The sequence below is a fragment of the Halomonas sp. R57-5 genome (assembly GCF_900070345.1).
Classification (GTDB): domain Bacteria; phylum Pseudomonadota; class Gammaproteobacteria; order Pseudomonadales; family Halomonadaceae; genus Vreelandella; species Vreelandella ventosae_B.
The window spans coordinates 53,675-69,588 of the sequence record NZ_LN813019.1 but is presented as its reverse complement, the minus strand read 5'-3'; the positions used below and the strand labels follow the sequence as shown (position 1 = coordinate 69,588).

Below are 15,914 nucleotides of genomic sequence, written 5' to 3'. Positions count from 1 at the left end.
GAGGACATAGCCCTCGCCTTAACTTATTGGGGGTTACTGAACTTATTGACTGATACCAGCCTGCTCGGCAACCTCTTCCCAGCGCTGCAGGTCATCGGCGATAAACTGTTTGAACTCATCACCGGCCACTTGGCCCGGCTCAGCACCCAGCTGTTCGGCGAAATCCAGAAACTCTTCGCGCTCCATGACATTGGCTAGCGCTTCTCGCATTGTGCTCTGGGCCTCTTCAGGGAAGGAGCTGTGCGCAATCAGGCCGAACCAGGCAGTCGTGATGAACTGGTCGAGGTTATATTCACCGATTTCTGACAACGTCGGGACATCGGGAAGGTACTCGGAACGCTCGGCAGAAGTAACCGCCAGCGCACGTAGATCACCTGAACGTATGTGCGAGAGCACCGCTGGCATGTTCTCAAACGAAACATCCACATCGCCGCTCAGCAACGCAGGAAGCGCCGCGCCGCTACCCGCAAAAGGCACTGCCGTCATATTCGTTTCGGTCAGCGTTTTGAATAACTCACCCGACATATGAATGGAGCTACCTACACCGCTGTGGCTGAAGGTCATGTTGTCTTCTTTCGCAGCTTCGATAAACTCAATAACATTCTCATAGGGGCTGTCTGCGGGCACCACCATGACATTGGGGATATCGATCATATTTTGTAGAAAGACAAAATCTTCAACGGGGTCATAGGCCAGGTCTGGGTAAATCGCGGCACCAATCGTGTGTCCTGGGGATGCCATCAGGATGGTGTGGTCAGCATCACGGCCACCGCGGGCCAGCCTGCCAGTGCCGACAGTGGAGCCCGCGCCTGGGCGATTTTCTACAATGACATTGGCATCGAGTTCTTGCTGAAGGAGATCAGCAACACGACGGGACAAGACGTCGGTAGTGCCACCCGGCGCATAAGGAACGACCAGGCGAATATCGCTAGTCGGCCACTCATTGGCGCTAGCGGAGGAAACAGTGAGACCGAGAGCCAAGGCGCTGCTGCAAACGGCGAGACAGGKTGCGGCAAAGATTTTTTTCATTTTAACTTCCTATTATTGCTTTGTTTTTATGTTCGCATTTCGTACATCTATTCGCGCTACATACAACGAGATTACTCTTTTACTTTAGTCATAAAAAACACGACTTTAGTATAAATAACTGAAACTAAAGTGTATTTAACTTAATAGGCTAATCAACAGACACTGCTTTATATATTAGAGTTGGCAGATGTTCATAGGGCGCAGCAGGATTCTCATCGCTGACAGCTTCCGGCTACGCCATAACAACTTTCCCCGTTATTGAAGTCTCACCTTATGAAGTGCTTGCCGACTTCATAAGGGCGTCTAAAGCCGCCTGATATCCCTGTGTTCCCAGCCCAGCGATAACGCCATCGGCGCGCAGCGATACATAGGAGTGGTGGCGGAAGCTTTCGCGCTTGTGCACATTAGAAATATGCACTTCGATAACCTGGCCCTCAAAAGCGTTAAGCGCATCCAGAATAGCCACCGAGGTGTGGGTATAGGCAGCGGGATTGATGATAATCGCCTGAGTGCCATCCAGCCGTGCCGCATGAATAGCGTCAATCAGCGCGCCTTCATGGTTGCTCTGCAGGCAGTTAAGCTCCCAGTCAGCCATAACGGCTTTTTCCCGCAGCGCGTTATTGACGTCTTCCAGGGTCTCGTAGCCATAGATTTCCGGCTGGCGAGTGCCGAGCAGATTCAAATTAGGGCCGTGCAGCACTAACACTTTACCTTGGCTCATGTATCGTTTTCCTTGAGCAGTTCACGATGGTAGTGGGCAAATAGCGTAGCGGACTGCTGATCAGCCGCTGCGCGCTTGGAGGCGTCGACGCCTTGAAACACAAATAGGCTAACACCGCTAACCGCCGTAGTGCCCGCTTGCTTTACCGCGCAAATAAATTCGGTCACTGTTCTCCACGATGATTTCGTGTTGCTAATTAGCGCTGGGCGGCCTGAGCGGCCAAGCGAATGCCCGCGTTAGCGGCGCCAAACTGCTGATAGGCGCCACGCCGCTCAACGATTTCGAAGAAAAATCGGCCCGAGAAAGTTTCCGTATAGGCGTGGAAGAAGTCGCCTTCGTCGTTGCGGTCAAACAGAATATTGCGTTTACGCATTGCCTCTAACAGCTCTTCTTCCAGCCCGTAACGCGCTTCAAGATCGTCGTAGTAATTCTGCGGAATCTTCAGCAGCGGCAAACCCCGCGCTTGGAGTTCATCCACCGTGGCGAAGATATCGTGGCTCTCAAAGGCGATCTGCTGCACGCCACCGCGAAACTCGCTCAGAAAACGCCCTGGCTGGGTATCCTGGGCCTGTGAAACCGTCAACGGGATGCGAATACTCTGCTCTGGGCTAATCACCGCTTGGCTGATCATCATGCCCCTTGGGTCGATAATCTCGTTCTCCGTGGCCGCATTGAAACCAAACACAGTGCGGTGAAAGAGCTGCCAACTGAGTAGCTGCGTCGCGGGGAGTACGTAAGAGAGGTGATCGACCCGGGCAAGACCAGCCTCATTGCGGCTCTCTTGGTCAAACAGTTCAAAATCGGTTCGCCACTGCAAGTCTTCAGCGGCCTGGTCATCCACTAGGTACACAAGGCTGCCTTCGATACCCCGAAGCGCTGAGATTTCCATCTCGCCTTCGCCCACCTGGCCACGGAATGTCTGTGCCTTAAAGGCTTTGGCACGGGCCAGCCCGCGCTCAACGTCATCAACACGGAAACCTACCGCACACACCGAGGTACCGTGAAGCAGCCGGAAAGTATGGGCAAAGCTGTCCGTTTCAAAATTGAGCACTAAGTGAATTTCGCCCTGCTTCCAGAGTTCGACATTTTTGGAGCGATGGCGGCCCACATGGCGAAAGCCCAGTGCATCGATAAACTCGCCCAGCGGCGCGGCGCTCTCTTCATCAAGGGTAAACTCAATAAAATGGATGCCGTTATAGCTGGGTGCCGGGGGAATAGGGCTTGCCCAGGGGCCATCCTCAATAAGGTTATCGAGCAAAATTAGCGAGCGAAGACCATCTAGAGCAGTGATTTCAGTTGGCGCTGCGCGGAAGGCGTCGCTAAAAATTTCCAGCGACAGCGGGCCGTCGTAACCGGTTTTGGCAAGCTCAGCCATAAAGGCTTTCAGCGGCAGGCGCCCCTGKCCGGGGAAGCAGCGGAAGTGGCGACTCCACTGGAGTACATCCATATCCAGTAGCGGCGCATCGGCCACCTGGACGAAGAAGATTTTTTGTTTAGGGATTTTGCCGATGGCTGAGAGATCGTGACCACGGGAGAGAATATGAAAGCTATCGAGCACTATGCCCAAATTAGGGTGATCAACGCGGCGCMCGGCTTCCCACGCATCGCGATAGTCCGAGATGTGGCGCCCCCAGGCCAACGCTTCAAACCCCACCCGAATATTACGCTTTGCTGCCAGTTCAGCAAGTTCGCGCAAATCGGCCACTACGCGATCCATATCGTCCATGGCCTGGGGGGATACATTGCTACACACCAGCAAAAAATCCGTGCCTAGCTGCTCCATCAGTTCAAACTTACGCTCGGCGCGCTTCAAATTACGGCTGCGCTGAGGTTCTGGCATTGCCTCAAAATCGCGAAACGGTTGAAAGGCAACAATCGCCAGCCCAAGACGCTCACATAGCGCACGTACTTCTTGCGGTGAGCCATCGAAGGAGAGCAGATCATTTTCAAATATTTCTACGCCATCAAAACCGGCACGGGCAATGGCTTCCAGCTTCGTCCGCAGGTCCCCGCTTAGACAAACAGTAGCAATTGCGCGCATAGCATCCTCCCAGGTAGTGCTCTCAAGCAAATGCGCTCTAGCACTACGACGATATTATGTGTCGCTATAACTGAGCCAATGGCTTTCAGTGCAGGTGCCAATTGTTCGCATAGCGTTCTTTAGTTCGCATTATGCACGATAACGTAGGGTGTGTGGCAACCTGTTCGCTATACTACTAATAATACGCCTAGCGCACTCCTTTACTATGCGAATGCTAGAGGGGTTTATTGTGAATAGACACAACGGCTAATGCATTCATACTGCTATTGCCACCGGCTAAATAAGCACGCTTCACATTGCTTTGTATCAGCCATCGCACACTATTCAACCTTGGTCTTATACGAAGGCTTGTTGATTGACAGCCGCCATACCGACCTCTAGTGTTCGCCCTAAGCACTTAAGTTCGTAAGGCGAACTAATATCGCCAATAGCAGCACTAATATAATAATTTGTTGGAGGATAAACATAATGACTAAGCCACTTTTCACCCAGTTGGCCATCGCTATCGGCTCTTTGGCAGTCGCTAGTGGAGCCCTCGCCGATTMCCCTGATCGTAACATTCAAGGCACGATTCAGTGGGGAGCCGGGGGCGCCACCGATAACGTGGTACGCAGCCTGACACCCCATGTTGAAGAGGTTCTGGATACCACTATTGTTCTCACCAACCGCCCTGGTGGTACCGGCGTGATTGGCATGAACCATGTCATGCGCCAGCGCCCTGACGGCTATAACCTCCTTTTTGGTGCGGAGAACCCCCAGCTCTACCCACTGATGGGCTTAGCCGATTTCACCTACGATGATATGTACCCTATCAACATTATCGGCCAGGGCCGGGTTGTCATCGCTACCCATCCTAATAGCCCATTCGATACTTTCGCTGAGCTGCTTGAGTACGCCCACGAAAACCCCGACGAGCTCAAAATGGGCGGTACCGGTGCCGGTGGCTTGCCCAGTACGATTCACGCAATGATCAACTCTGTCGACGAACTTAATGTTCGCACAGTGACCTTCGGTGGAGATGGACCTGGTGTTACGGCACTGCTGGGTGAACATATCGACTTTATGCCGCTAAGTCTTTCTGCTGTGGCCGAACAAATCCGCGCGGGCCGCCTGAAGGGCCTGGCCGTGCTGGGTAGTGAAGAACTGGAGGATCTGCCGGACGTTCCGCCGATCACCGATGCTATCCCAGAGCTTGATTCATTCTTGCCTTGGGGCCCGTTCTGGGGTGTCTTTGTGCGTGAAGATACACCCGATGACGTAAAAGCTACCTTGGAAGATGCTTACGAGCAGGCCGTTGCCAGCGATGGTTTCCAAGAGTTCTTGGCTAATTTTGGTGGCGAATCGCTCAACCTCAACGGCGAAGAAGCGCAGCAATACCTGGATAACTGGCAATCCGTCACAGCGTGGTCAATGTTCGAAGCGGATGCGGTCGAAAAATCTCCAGAAGAGTTAGGTATTCCACGCCCCTAACGCTATCTTCCTATGACTTAGGGGACAGGATTACCACCTGTCCCCTTGGAGTCTCTGTATGACTAAAAAAATTGAGCGCGTTCGGGCGGGAGAAAAGGTCTTTGACTGGTTGCTTCTGCTGTTTAGTGTCGGCGTCCTCTACGAGGCTTATCGTATCGATAATGGGGTGCAGCTGAACTCCGCTGGCTCATTTCCTGTCGGGCTCGCCTTGATAATGCTCGCTTCCTCAATAGCCATTCTCTTCAGCCATCGGCGCAAGCAGCGAGATCCCCAAATTCACAGCGCTAGCCAAGAGTTTAAAGTGTTTTTACATGAGCATTTTAAAACTCATATTGTGGTGTTCTCGATAGTATCGATGCTCTATTTGGTAGCTATCGTATGGACAAGCTTCTATGTCAGCACCTTTATCTTTTTAGCCGCTATGTTCATTTATTATCGTCAAGGAAAAATCATTAGTTCTTTAGTGATTGCTTCGCTTGCCATTGCGGTAATTTATGTACTTTTCACGATAGTGTTTCGTGTCTATCTTCCTTGATAATGAACCCCGAGGCATCCAATGAGTGATACCTTCTCCTATCTGCTCATGGCTTGGCTTGATCCAGGTCTATTGGGCTTAACTGCCCTGGGCGTTATCGCCGGTATTTACATCGGCGCTATTCCCGGCCTCTCGGTTACGATGGCCGTCTCCATTCTGATTTCATTTACGTTTTCCTGGGACATTAATAACGCGCTAGCGCTGATGGTGGGCATTTACGTCGGCGGCGTTTACGGCGGTTCGCGCACGGCCATCCTGCTCAATATTCCTGGTGCCCCATCAGCGGTCACCACTGCTTTCGACGGCTACCCGCTAGCCCAAAAAGGTGAAGCGGGCAAAGCAATCGGCCTGAGTACCGTAATGTCGGTGATCGGTGGCTTGATTGGTGTTGCCGTACTCGCAGCCACGGCCCCACACCTTGCCGACCTTGCGCTTAAATTTGCCCCCCGCGACTACTTTTTAATCGCCGTCATGGGCTTGCTACTGGTCAGCTCGCTATCAGGTAAATCGCTCGCACGGGGTATTTTCTCTGTCGCCCTGGGTGCCACTATTGGGTTGGTCGGGATGGACATGGTAACCGCCCAGCCACGCCTCACCATGGGCAGTATGGAACTGCTGGGCGGGATTCATTACGTGGTGGTCATGATTGGCCTGTTTGGCGTCGCGGAAGCGTTTTACCAGCTGCACAATATGGCCAAAGTGCCCGTTAAACAGAACGTCGATAAGATCGTTCCGCCTCTTAATATGGTGCTCAAGTTCTTACCGCTCTCTTTACGTACCTCTATTATCGGCGTCGTGGTTGGCGCGCTCCCCGGTACCGGTGGCGATATTGCGTCACTGTTTGCTTATGATCACGCCAAGCGCACCGTTAAAAACCCTGAAGTGCCTTTTGGCGAAGGCGCCTATGAAGGGCTTGTGGCACCTGAAACCGCCAATAACGCCGCAGTGGGTGGCGCTTACGTACCTATGCTTACCCTCGGCATGCCGGGTGACGCGGTCACCGCCGTGATTATCGGTGCCCTGGTTATTCATGGCCTGAATCCAGGTCCGATGCTGATGATCGAAACACCCTATATCTTTTGGTTTACCGTCGGCAATTTGGCATTGGCCAATATCTTTTTGCTCATCTTTGGACTAACCGGTATTAAGCTTTTTTCAAAGATTGTTGAAGTGCCCAAAGCGATTATGATCCCGCTGATATTGGTGCTGTGTGTGGTAGGTACCTACTCGCTTAACAGCAGCATGACAGAAGTTTATTGGATGCTAGGCTTTGGCATATTGGGCTACTGGCTGAAGATGTTTGGCTTTCAGATGGGCCCGATTATTCTAGGCGTCATCCTTGGCCCGCTGCTGGATGAGTCTTACCGGCAGGCCATGTCATCGGTCGGTGACAGCAGTGCAGACTTCCTACTCGCGCTGGTGATCAATCCGCTTTCGTTGGTACTTACCTCCGTTATTGTGCTGGTTTTACTAGGTAATACTCCCCTCAAAAGTTGGTTATATTCACGCTTCAAACGTAGCTAACGTTCGTATAACGGTACTTACCGCCTGGGTATAGTGCCGTTTTTTGCTTGGAACCGAGCCAGCGGAGTAGTTCCGTGAGTGATGACAATACGATCCCTTCTTATGCATTGGTGTTTGACTTCGATGGTGTTGTTCTCGACTCAGCAACCCTAAAACGCCAGGCGTTTGCCGACGTATACTGTCAAGCGCCGGAAGCTGATTACCGTGCCATCGTGGCCTACCTTAGCCGTCGCGGCGGCCAGCCTAGAGAGGTCAAGTTTCGCCATATTGAAGAGCACATCCTGGGCAAACGAGCCAGTGACGCGCGTATTCAGGCGCTTTGCAGGCAATTTAAAGATAGTGTCGAAGAGCGCTTACTGGCCGCACCGCCCATTCCTGGAGCGCTAGAATTTTTAAGCGATTGGCACCACCGCCGATTGCTATATCTACTCTCTGCCACACCCGAGCAGGAACTCACGGCCATTGTGGAGCAGCGTCAGCTGGCGCCTTACTTTAAAGAGGTAGTGGGGGCGCCCCCGGACAAGGCCACAGGCTTGCGCAACTTACTAACCCGGCACCAACTGGCACCGAAAGCCGCCGTAATGATTGGCGATTCGTATAATGACTATCGCGCCGCACGATCAAATGGAACGCTGTTTGTTGGTGTCACGGCGAATCCCGCTCAATCTCCCTTCCCAAACGATGTTGTCACGATTAAAGACCTCTGCACATTGGTTCAAGCTCTCAACCTACTATAGCGATCAGCGCATATATGTTCGCTATTCGAACAATATGCTATATTGGTCTTTTAAATTTACGCCTATTCCGATGAGTGGACACCGATGGAAGAGCAGCTTCTGGATGAAATGTTAACCCCCGATGACCGCGMCTTCGTGACAGCGCTGGCAAGCGGTTTGGAAGKGATTTTAGCCTTTGATGAAAGCCATCCACGCATGACGCTTAGCGAAGTGGCCGCGCGCACTGGCATGAACAGGSCCAAGGCCCGGCGCTTTCTGCTCACGCTGCACGCGTTAGGCTATGTACGCAAACAGCAGCGCTACTTTGAGCTAGCGCCGCGGGTGCTTCAACTGGGTTACTCATTTTTGTCTGCTAATAATTACCGCAGCGCTATTCAGCAGTATCTGGAGGAGATCACCAACGAGTGTGGTGAGTCATCTTCCTTAGGCGTACTGGATGGCGATGAAGTTATCTATGTAGCCCGTTCAGCGGCGCGCCATAGACTGATGGCCATTACGCTATCGGTAGGGACGCGCTTGCCAGCAGCACATACCTCAATGGGCCGCGTTCTGCTCGCTCAGCTTCCAGAAGCAGAACTGGATGCCTACTTAGAGCGTCTAACGTTAGAACGCTATACCAGTAAAACGTTTACCTCTAAAATCGAGCTTAAAAAGTGTATTCACAAGGCGCGCCAGCAAGGCTACGCCATTGCCGATCAAGAGCTTGATTCCGGCTTGCGCTCACTGGCGGTACCGGCGTTTGATGCCAACGGCAAACTGTTGGGCGCCATCAACATTAGTACCAATGCGGCACGTATCGATTTAGACACGCTGCTCAAAGAGTACTTACCGCTGCTTCAGTCCAAAGCACGTCTTATCCGCACCACTATTAGCTGCTAACTCGCCTAGTGCGCCAGCGCTTGTTCACGCAAGGCTTACTGGCGCATCTTTAACTGCTCAAAAGCCCCCTCTGCGCTTAGCGGGCAAGCTTCTGAACCTGTTACATTAGTGCTTGATTTTGTTGACGTAGGCTGGCTCCCATGACGCTTCCACTTTACCTAGGCTTGCCCATGTGGGCCAATCAAGACTGGCTGGGCAACCTTTMCCCACGCCATGCCAAAACCGAGCTGTTAAGCGATTACGCGGCTGTGTTTTCCAGCGTTGAGGGCAATACAACCTTTTATAGCGGCACCCCAAAGCCGGAGACCATTGCCGCCTGGGCGCGCCAGGCTCCACCCCACTTTCGTTTCTGTTTTAAATTACCGGCCAGCGTAACCCACGATCAACGGCTAACGCGATTAGCGGATGCCTGGGCATTTTTAGCCGCGCTTGAACCGCTTCATGATCGCCTGGGGCCAACCATGGTGCAGCTACCGCGGGATTTCGGCCCCCAAGAGCTTCCTCAGCTTGAAGCGCTGCTCGCGGCTTGGCCTGCCCATCTACCTTGTGCAGTCGAGGTTCGCCACCCTGAGTTTTTCCACAAAGGAGCCGCCGAAACAGCCCTTAACCGCCTGTTGATAACTTATTCGGCCAACCGCGTAATGCTCGACGTGCGCCCGCTCTTCTCAACCCCGGCCAATAGTCATATGGGCCTGGCCCACGCTCAGCAAGAAAAGCCGAAACTCCCGCTACACGTGCTTTCCACGGCAAATTATCCGGTGATTCGCTTTATTGGCCATATTGACAAAACGATTAATAGCAGCTACTTCACTGCTTGGAAAGCCCGCCTAAAGCTGTGGATAAATCAGGGGAAAACCCCTTTCTTATTTGTGCATACTGCGGATAATCGCGAGTCTCCCCACTTGGCCCGTTTACTCTATAACGCGCTCGGAGAAGTGACGCCTTTACCCCCACTTGGCCCCTTCGCCGAAGAAAAGCAAAGCCAGCTGTTTTAACCCACCTTTTTAGGTCAGCTAACTGGCATGCAGGCTTTTGATCGGATAAATTGCGCTTACTTTCGGAAAAGTACGCTGGCAATAACGCTTCTTTCCGAAAACTAGCGTGCACCGCACGCAGTGACTTACACAACAATCGACTTAATGGGTGATGTATGGCGAAGCTTGCACATGCGCAGTGGTCATCGCGGATGACCTTTGTGCTGGCCGCCGCTGGTTCAGCGGTGGGTCTGGGGAATATCTGGAAGTTTCCCTATATGGTGGGTGAAAGCGGCGGMGCTGCTTTCGTATTTGTATATTTACTCTGTATCGCGCTGATTGGCTTGCCCATTCTCGTCTCCGAGTGGCTATTGGGTCGTCGCGGCCAGAAGAACCCCGCCAGCACCATGTCTGAACTGGCACGCGCGGCGAAAAAGCCTAAAGCATGGGCCATCGTGGGCATCAGCGGGATTGTTGGGGCCTTTTTGATCCTGTCGTTTTACAGCGTAATTGGTGGCTGGTCGCTCTATTACACCGTTAACTCGGTGAGTGGCGCTTTTAGCGGTCAAGATGCCGATGGCATTGGTGCGCTGTTTAATGGCATGTTGAGTAACCCTGGGTTGCTACTGCTGGGTCACTCCGTGTTTATGCTGCTGGTCATTGGCATTGTCGCCCGCGGCGTTACCAAAGGCCTTGAAGGCGCTGTACGCATTCTGATGCCAGTCCTCGCACTGCTGTTGGTCGTGCTGATCGGTTACGGCATGACAACCGGCCACTTTGGCGAGGCGTTGACGTATATGTTCAACCCGGACTGGAGCAAGCTCACAGCAGAAACCGTGCTAGCCGCCTTGGGCCATGCCTTTTTCACGCTCTCGCTGGGCATGGGCATCATGATGGCTTACGGCTCTTACCTGGGCAAAGATATCAACCTGCTACAAACCGCCCGCACGGTCATCATTATGGATACCGTGATCGCATTAGGCGCTGGTTTAGCCATCTTCCCGATTGTATTTGCTAATAATTTGGATGTCGCTTCGGGCCCTGGGCTGATTTTTGTGACCCTGCCGCTGGCCTTTGGCAATATAGATGGAGGTTTACTGCTGGGATTGATGTTCTTTTTACTGCTGACGTTTGCGGCATTAACGTCGGCGATTTCACTGCTGGAGCCAGTGGTGGAGTTTATTGAAGAGCGTACGCCGCTAAGCCGTGTCACCGCAACCATTGTGGCCGGTGTGGGTGCTTGGTTATTGGGTATTGCGGCGCTGCTATCGTTTAACGTGTGGAGCGAACCGCTGCTGTTTGGATTAGGTGTGTTTGMCCTACTGGATACGCTGACCAGMAAAATTATGCTGCCGCTAACGGGGCTGGGGGCGATTCTGTTCACCGCTTGGTGCTTGGAGCGCAACAGCGTGGAAGACGAGCTGGGCCTTTCAGCGACCGGCAAGAGTGTATGGAACATCATCGCACGCTATGTAGCGCCCGCTGGCGTTATTGCTGTGTTCGTAACAGGGCTAATCTAAGCCACCAAGGCCCTGCTAACTAACCGGCAGGGCAGCGTGGTTCTGCGCAGATAATAGTTGCGCCCCTAACCTCTTGGCATCCTAAAACTTAGTGCAATTCGCTCTCTTGCCGATCTTCATCGGGCAAGGGGGCGATATCCCGCGATAACTTTTGAAACTCACGATGAAGCTCAATACCTCGCCGCGCTCTTAAGCTGCGTTGGGCAGCGCTGCGCTGGCGTTGAGCGTGCTCATCGACTTCCATACTCATAAAGATGTCGAGCAATTCGCTTTTAACCGAGGTGATTCGTTCGACGTTTCTCATAATCGACGTTCCTCCAGATGAATATGCCTTCGTCCACCTGCATCCGTGACGACTGTTATGATGCAGTGCGGCACTTCAATTATTACTATACCCTACTTGACAAAATGATGACCAATCTTAAAAAAACTGACTAACGACCTTTAAACGCTGTTGGAACGCTGCCTAATAGTTCGTGGCCCTATGGACTCATTGAGGCATACTGTAAATACCACATTGAAGCACTACGAAGCATTACAGTGAGCAGATAGGCAGAAACGGTCGTTTAAAACGATCGTATATTGGCGTACTGTTGACTACCTGCTGGCTGAGCACCCAAGGAGCTGAACGTGAGTCGCGCCCTGTTCGATGAAATGAGACGCCGCATGGAGCACTTTCGACGCTCCGAGCAAAAAGTGGCGCGGTTTGTACTGCGCAACCCAGAAGAGGTTATCCACATGCGTATTGTGGATTTAGCCACCGAAGCCACCGTGAGCGAACCCACCGTGGTGCGCTTTTGCCGTGCACTGGGGTGCAATGGCTTTCAGGACTTCAAGTTACAGCTGGCGCAAATGCTGGCCAGCGGCAGTCAGTTCGCGCAGTTTTCCATGAATGATAGCGACTCGGTCGCTGAGKTTTCCCACAGTATTTTTGACTCGACCGTGGGCACGCTGCTCTCAGTGCGCGACCGGCTTGATAACGACGCCCTGGGCCGTGCAGTTAACGCCCTGGCGATGGCCAACCGGGTCGAGTTCTATGGCTTTGGGGCTTCCGGTGCCGTGGCCTTTGATGCCCAGCACAAGTTTTTCCGCCTGCAGATCTCCACTTCTGCCTACGCCGACCCACATATGCAGAATATGTCGGCAGTGACGTTGAATGATGGCGACGTGGTGGTGGCAATTTCACAAACAGGCCGTACCAAAGCGTTAGTCGCCAGTGTGCGCCTGGCTCGTGAAGCGGGCGCGACAGTCATTGGCCTGTGCCCCAGCGGCTCGCCGCTCGCCGAAGAGGTTAGCCTGCCGCTGTATATCGATGTCCATGAAGACACCGAGATTTACACCCCGCTTAGCTCGCGGATTGCCCATCTAGTGTTGATTGACGTACTTGCCGTCGGCGTGGCCAAAACCCGCGGGCCGAAACTCGCCGAACAGCTCAAAGCGGTTAAAAAGAGCCTTAATACGCTGCGCTTTCCTGAAGAATAATTAGCTTCTTAGCGCTGCCATAGCTATAAGCCTCGGTGCCGAGGACAGGCTTACGCGAGGGCGCTGTAAACCCGTCCTTGGGCGCTACTTTTGCCATCCATGGCAAAAGACCCTCGCTTCAGCCTGCCCTCGTCCCCTGTTAGAAAGTTTTTAAAGGTAGCAGTTGCGAATAACTGCAATCACTACACCTGTATACACAGCCAGTTCGCTGGCTGTGCTAGACTAGCCGCCTATTTTTTGATCCGGCAGCGGCTATTATGGACGACGTCACGGCGATTCTCGATCAGCTCAACTCCGCCCAGCGCGAAGCAGTGAGCGCCCCTCAAGGTAATCTGTTGGTGCTCGCAGGCGCAGGCTCCGGTAAAACCCGCGTGCTGGTGCATCGCATCGCCTGGCTGATGCAGGCCGAAGGGTTGTCTCCCTACGCTCTGCTGGCGGTTACCTTTACCAACAAAGCCGCCAAAGAGATGCGCACCCGCCTTGAGGCACTGCTTAGCATCTCGATGCGCCATGTGTGGGTAGGCACCTTTCACTCCATCGCCCACCGCCTGCTGCGCACCCACTGGCAGGATGCCAAGCTGCCGCAACACTTCCAGATTATCGATTCTGACGATCAGCTACGCCTGGTCAAACGGCTGCTGAAAGATTACTCCATCGACGACGAACGCTACCCGCCGCGCCAAGTGCAGCACTTTATTTCCGGCTGTAAAGAAGAGGGACTGCGTCCGCATCAGGTCAATGTGGATGGCGATGCCTACATGGGCCAGATGGTCGAGCTCTACGAACGCTACCAGCTCACCTGCGAGCGGGGCGGACTGGTCGATTTCGGCGAGCTGCTGTTGAGAAGCCTGGAGCTACTGCGCGATAACCCCGCGCTGCTGAAACACTATCAGGAGCGCTTTGGTCACGTACTGGTGGATGAGTTTCAGGATACCAACACCCTGCAGTATGCATGGCTAAAACTGCTGACCGGCATGCAGACGCCGATGACGGCAGTAGGCGATGATGACCAGTCGATCTACGGCTGGCGCGGCGCCAAAGTGGAGAATATCAGCCGCTTTGAGCAGGAGTTTCCGCAAACCCATACCGTGCGGCTTGAGCAGAACTATCGCTCCACCAGCGCGATTCTTGAAGCTGCCAATACGCTGATCAGCCACAACAGCGAGCGGATGGGTAAAAACCTCTGGACCGACGGCATCGAAGGCGAACCGATCTCGATTTACGCCGGGTTTAACGACCTGGAAGAAGCGCGCTATATCGTCGATACCATCAAGGAGAAGGTCGACGAAGGCTTCAACCGCCGCGATGTCGCCATTCTCTACCGCTCCAACGCCCAATCGCGGCTGCTGGAAGAGACGCTGATTCGCCAAGGCATGCCTTACCGTATTTACGGCGGTCACCGCTTTTATGAGCGCCTGGAAATCAAAAATGCCCTGGCCTATCTACGCCTGATGCTTAACCGCGATGACGACGCCTCGCTAGAACGGGTGATTAACGTGCCCACCCGCGGCATCGGCACCCGCACCGTGGAGATTGTCCGCCTGCGCGCCCGTGAACAAGGCATTCAGCTGTGGCAGGCGCTCCACGATTCAATTAACGACGGCACCTTGAAAGGCCGAGCGGCCAATGCAGTGCAAACCTTCGCCAACCTGATTGAGCAGCTCGATAACGATGCTTCCGGCATGGCGCTGCACGAGATTATCGATCACGTCACGGTTCATACCGGTTTGATCGAACATCACAAGAGTGAGCGCGGCGAGAAAGGCCAGGCGCGGGTCGAAAACTTGGAAGAGCTCGTCACTGCTGCCCGCGCCTTTACCCAAGGCGACGTTTTTGAAGCCCCTGAAGCGGGCGAAGGCATGGCCGCACTGGAAGCGTTTCTCTCAGAAGCCGCGCTTAATGCTGGCGACCATGAAGCCGAAGAGTTTGAGGACAGCGTACAGCTGATGACGCTGCACTCCGCCAAAGGCCTGGAATTCCCCGTGGTGTTTATTGCCGGTGTCGAAGAGGGGCTGTTTCCGCATAAGATGTCCCTTGAGGAACCGGGCAGGCTCGAAGAGGAACGCAGACTGTGTTACGTCGGTGTCACCCGCGCCATGCAGAAGCTCTACCTGACCCACGCCGAAACCCGCCGCCTACACGGCAAAGAGGTGTTTCCACGCCCCTCGCGCTTTCTGCGCGAGCTGCCCCCGCACCTGCTGGAAGAAGTCCGCCTGCGCGGGCATATTTCCCGCCCGGTGACGGCATCGCGCACTTCCTTTGCTCAGCAAAGCGTCGAAAGCGACGGCGACATACCCAGCCTGCACGTCGGCCAGGGGGTTGAGCACCCGGTATTCGGCGAAGGGATTATCCTTAACGCGGAAGGCGAAGGCGCGCGTGCCCGGGTTCAGGTCAGCTTTGAAGGCGAAGGCGTCAAATGGCTAGTCCTCGGCTTTGCCAAGTTGACGCCGCTTTAAGCCCAACGCTGTCACTCAACAGGTAGACGATCATGAAACAACGCTTAAAACGCCTATTCCCCGAAGTTAGTAACGGCTGGCAGACACTCAGCGGTTACCAGCGTTTTGAACGCTTGGTATCGATGGTTCTGACGCTCGCCATTGGCGGCGCTGTGCTCGTCGCCATGTATTATCTGGTCATTCATGTGGTGCAACTGCTGTTTATTCAAAGCCGCGACCCGTTTGACTACCGGGTGTTTCAAGCTTTATTCGACATGATTCTTACCGTCTTGATTGCCATGGAGTTCAACAACTCCATCATCCGCACGATGACCAGTGGTAAAGGTTTCATTCACGTTGAGATCGTCGTACTCATTGCCATTATGGCGCTGGTGCGTAAGTTTATGGTGTTGGATATGGAAGTCATCGACCCCTGGCAAATTGGCGCGCTTTCGATGGCGGTCTTAGCGTTAGGCGGCTGCTATTGGCTGGTACGCCATGGCAACAGCATGAAAGACGCAGCAGATGATTAATCAAGCTTGCGGGCTAAATTCGCTATACAGCATA

Annotated in this window: 15 protein-coding genes; 10 read left to right on the top strand and 5 right to left on the bottom strand. The window is 53.6% G+C overall.

Annotation, left to right across the window (positions count from 1 at the left end; translation table 11 throughout):
* Positions 1 to 42: 42 nt before the first annotated feature.
* The 4 genes from HALO_RS00335 to HALO_RS00325 form a co-directional block, all read right to left on the bottom strand.
* Complete coding sequence (locus HALO_RS00335) at positions 43 to 1,029, bottom strand: Bug family tripartite tricarboxylate transporter substrate binding protein (RefSeq protein WP_050712804.1); 987 nt, start codon at positions 1,027 to 1,029, stop codon at positions 43 to 45.
* A gap of 271 nt (positions 1,030 to 1,300) precedes the next feature.
* Positions 1,301 to 1,750, bottom strand: coding sequence for a type II 3-dehydroquinate dehydratase (gene aroQ, locus HALO_RS00330; protein WP_035582188.1), 450 nt, complete (start codon positions 1,748 to 1,750; stop codon positions 1,301 to 1,303).
* On the bottom strand, positions 1,747 to 1,917 hold the full coding sequence (locus HALO_RS22990) for a hypothetical protein (protein WP_197671963.1): 171 nt from the start codon (positions 1,915 to 1,917) through the stop codon (positions 1,747 to 1,749). The genes aroQ and HALO_RS22990 overlap by 4 nt, the downstream gene beginning before the upstream one ends.
* A 29-nt stretch (positions 1,918 to 1,946) precedes the next feature.
* A complete protein-coding gene (locus tag HALO_RS00325) occupies positions 1,947 to 3,791 on the bottom strand; it encodes a bifunctional sugar phosphate isomerase/epimerase/4-hydroxyphenylpyruvate dioxygenase family protein (protein WP_050712803.1) in 1,845 nt (614 codons plus the stop codon).
* Between the two features lie 468 nt (positions 3,792 to 4,259).
* On the opposite strand from HALO_RS00325, the gene HALO_RS00320 reads away from it, so the two are divergent.
* The 7 genes from HALO_RS00320 (at position 4,260) to HALO_RS00290 (ending at position 11,430) form a co-directional block, all read left to right on the top strand.
* Positions 4,260 to 5,261, top strand: coding sequence for a tripartite tricarboxylate transporter substrate binding protein (locus HALO_RS00320; RefSeq protein ID WP_050712802.1), 1,002 nt, complete (start codon positions 4,260 to 4,262; stop codon positions 5,259 to 5,261).
* A gap of 58 nt (positions 5,262 to 5,319) precedes the next feature.
* Positions 5,320 to 5,796: a tripartite tricarboxylate transporter TctB family protein gene (locus HALO_RS00315; protein ID WP_035582195.1), complete on the top strand. Its 477-nt coding sequence runs from the start codon at positions 5,320 to 5,322 to the stop codon at positions 5,794 to 5,796.
* Between the two features lie 21 nt (positions 5,797 to 5,817).
* Positions 5,818 to 7,320 (top strand): tripartite tricarboxylate transporter permease, encoded by a 1,503-nt coding sequence (locus tag HALO_RS00310; protein WP_035582197.1) that lies wholly within the window; start codon positions 5,818 to 5,820, stop codon positions 7,318 to 7,320.
* A 74-nt stretch (positions 7,321 to 7,394) separates the two neighbouring features.
* On the top strand, positions 7,395 to 8,057 hold the full coding sequence (locus HALO_RS00305; RefSeq protein ID WP_035582200.1) for an HAD family hydrolase: 663 nt from the start codon (positions 7,395 to 7,397) through the stop codon (positions 8,055 to 8,057).
* Positions 8,058 to 8,141: 84 nt separating this feature from the next.
* Positions 8,142 to 8,936: an IclR family transcriptional regulator domain-containing protein gene (locus HALO_RS00300; protein ID WP_050712801.1), complete on the top strand. Its 795-nt coding sequence runs from the start codon at positions 8,142 to 8,144 to the stop codon at positions 8,934 to 8,936.
* 140 nt (positions 8,937 to 9,076) lie between these two features.
* Entirely contained in the window at positions 9,077 to 9,931 is an 855-nt protein-coding gene (locus tag HALO_RS00295; RefSeq protein ID WP_050712800.1) for a DUF72 domain-containing protein, read from the top strand.
* Positions 9,932 to 10,086: 155 nt separating this feature from the next.
* Entirely contained in the window at positions 10,087 to 11,430 is a 1,344-nt protein-coding gene (locus HALO_RS00290) for a sodium-dependent transporter (protein WP_050712799.1), read from the top strand.
* Positions 11,431 to 11,518: 88 nt separating this feature from the next.
* Here HALO_RS00290 and HALO_RS00285 read toward each other — a convergent pair whose 3' ends face one another.
* On the bottom strand, positions 11,519 to 11,734 hold the full coding sequence (locus HALO_RS00285; protein ID WP_022521120.1) for a PA3496 family putative envelope integrity protein: 216 nt from the start codon (positions 11,732 to 11,734) through the stop codon (positions 11,519 to 11,521).
* 326 nt (positions 11,735 to 12,060) lie between these two features.
* Between HALO_RS00285 and hexR the strand changes: the two genes are divergently transcribed.
* From hexR to HALO_RS00270, 3 genes are all read left to right on the top strand, one after another.
* Complete coding sequence (hexR, locus tag HALO_RS00280) at positions 12,061 to 12,912, top strand: transcriptional regulator HexR (RefSeq protein ID WP_050712798.1); 852 nt, start codon at positions 12,061 to 12,063, stop codon at positions 12,910 to 12,912.
* Positions 12,913 to 13,169: 257 nt separating this feature from the next.
* Positions 13,170 to 15,368: a DNA helicase II gene (uvrD, locus tag HALO_RS00275; protein WP_035582209.1), complete on the top strand. Its 2,199-nt coding sequence runs from the start codon at positions 13,170 to 13,172 to the stop codon at positions 15,366 to 15,368.
* A 32-nt stretch (positions 15,369 to 15,400) separates the two neighbouring features.
* Positions 15,401 to 15,880 carry a phosphate-starvation-inducible PsiE family protein gene (locus HALO_RS00270; protein WP_035582211.1) on the top strand — a complete coding sequence of 160 codons (480 nt, stop codon included), beginning with the start codon at positions 15,401 to 15,403 and terminating at the stop codon, positions 15,878 to 15,880.
* The last annotated feature ends 34 nt before the right edge of the window (positions 15,881 to 15,914 follow it).

Coding starts and splice junctions, on each gene's coding strand:
- aroQ (WP_035582188.1), bottom strand. CDS start 1,750: ATGAGCCAAGGTAAAGTGTTAGTGCTGCACGGCCCTAATTTGAATCTG.
- HALO_RS00310 (WP_035582197.1), top strand. CDS start 5,818: ATGAGTGATACCTTCTCCTATCTGCTCATGGCTTGGCTTGATCCAGGT.
- HALO_RS00285 (WP_022521120.1), bottom strand. CDS start 11,734: ATGAGAAACGTCGAACGAATCACCTCGGTTAAAAGCGAATTGCTCGAC.
- uvrD (WP_035582209.1), top strand. CDS start 13,170: ATGGACGACGTCACGGCGATTCTCGATCAGCTCAACTCCGCCCAGCGC.
- HALO_RS00270 (WP_035582211.1), top strand. CDS start 15,401: ATGAAACAACGCTTAAAACGCCTATTCCCCGAAGTTAGTAACGGCTGG.
- HALO_RS00315 (WP_035582195.1), top strand. CDS start 5,320: ATGACTAAAAAAATTGAGCGCGTTCGGGCGGGAGAAAAGGTCTTTGAC.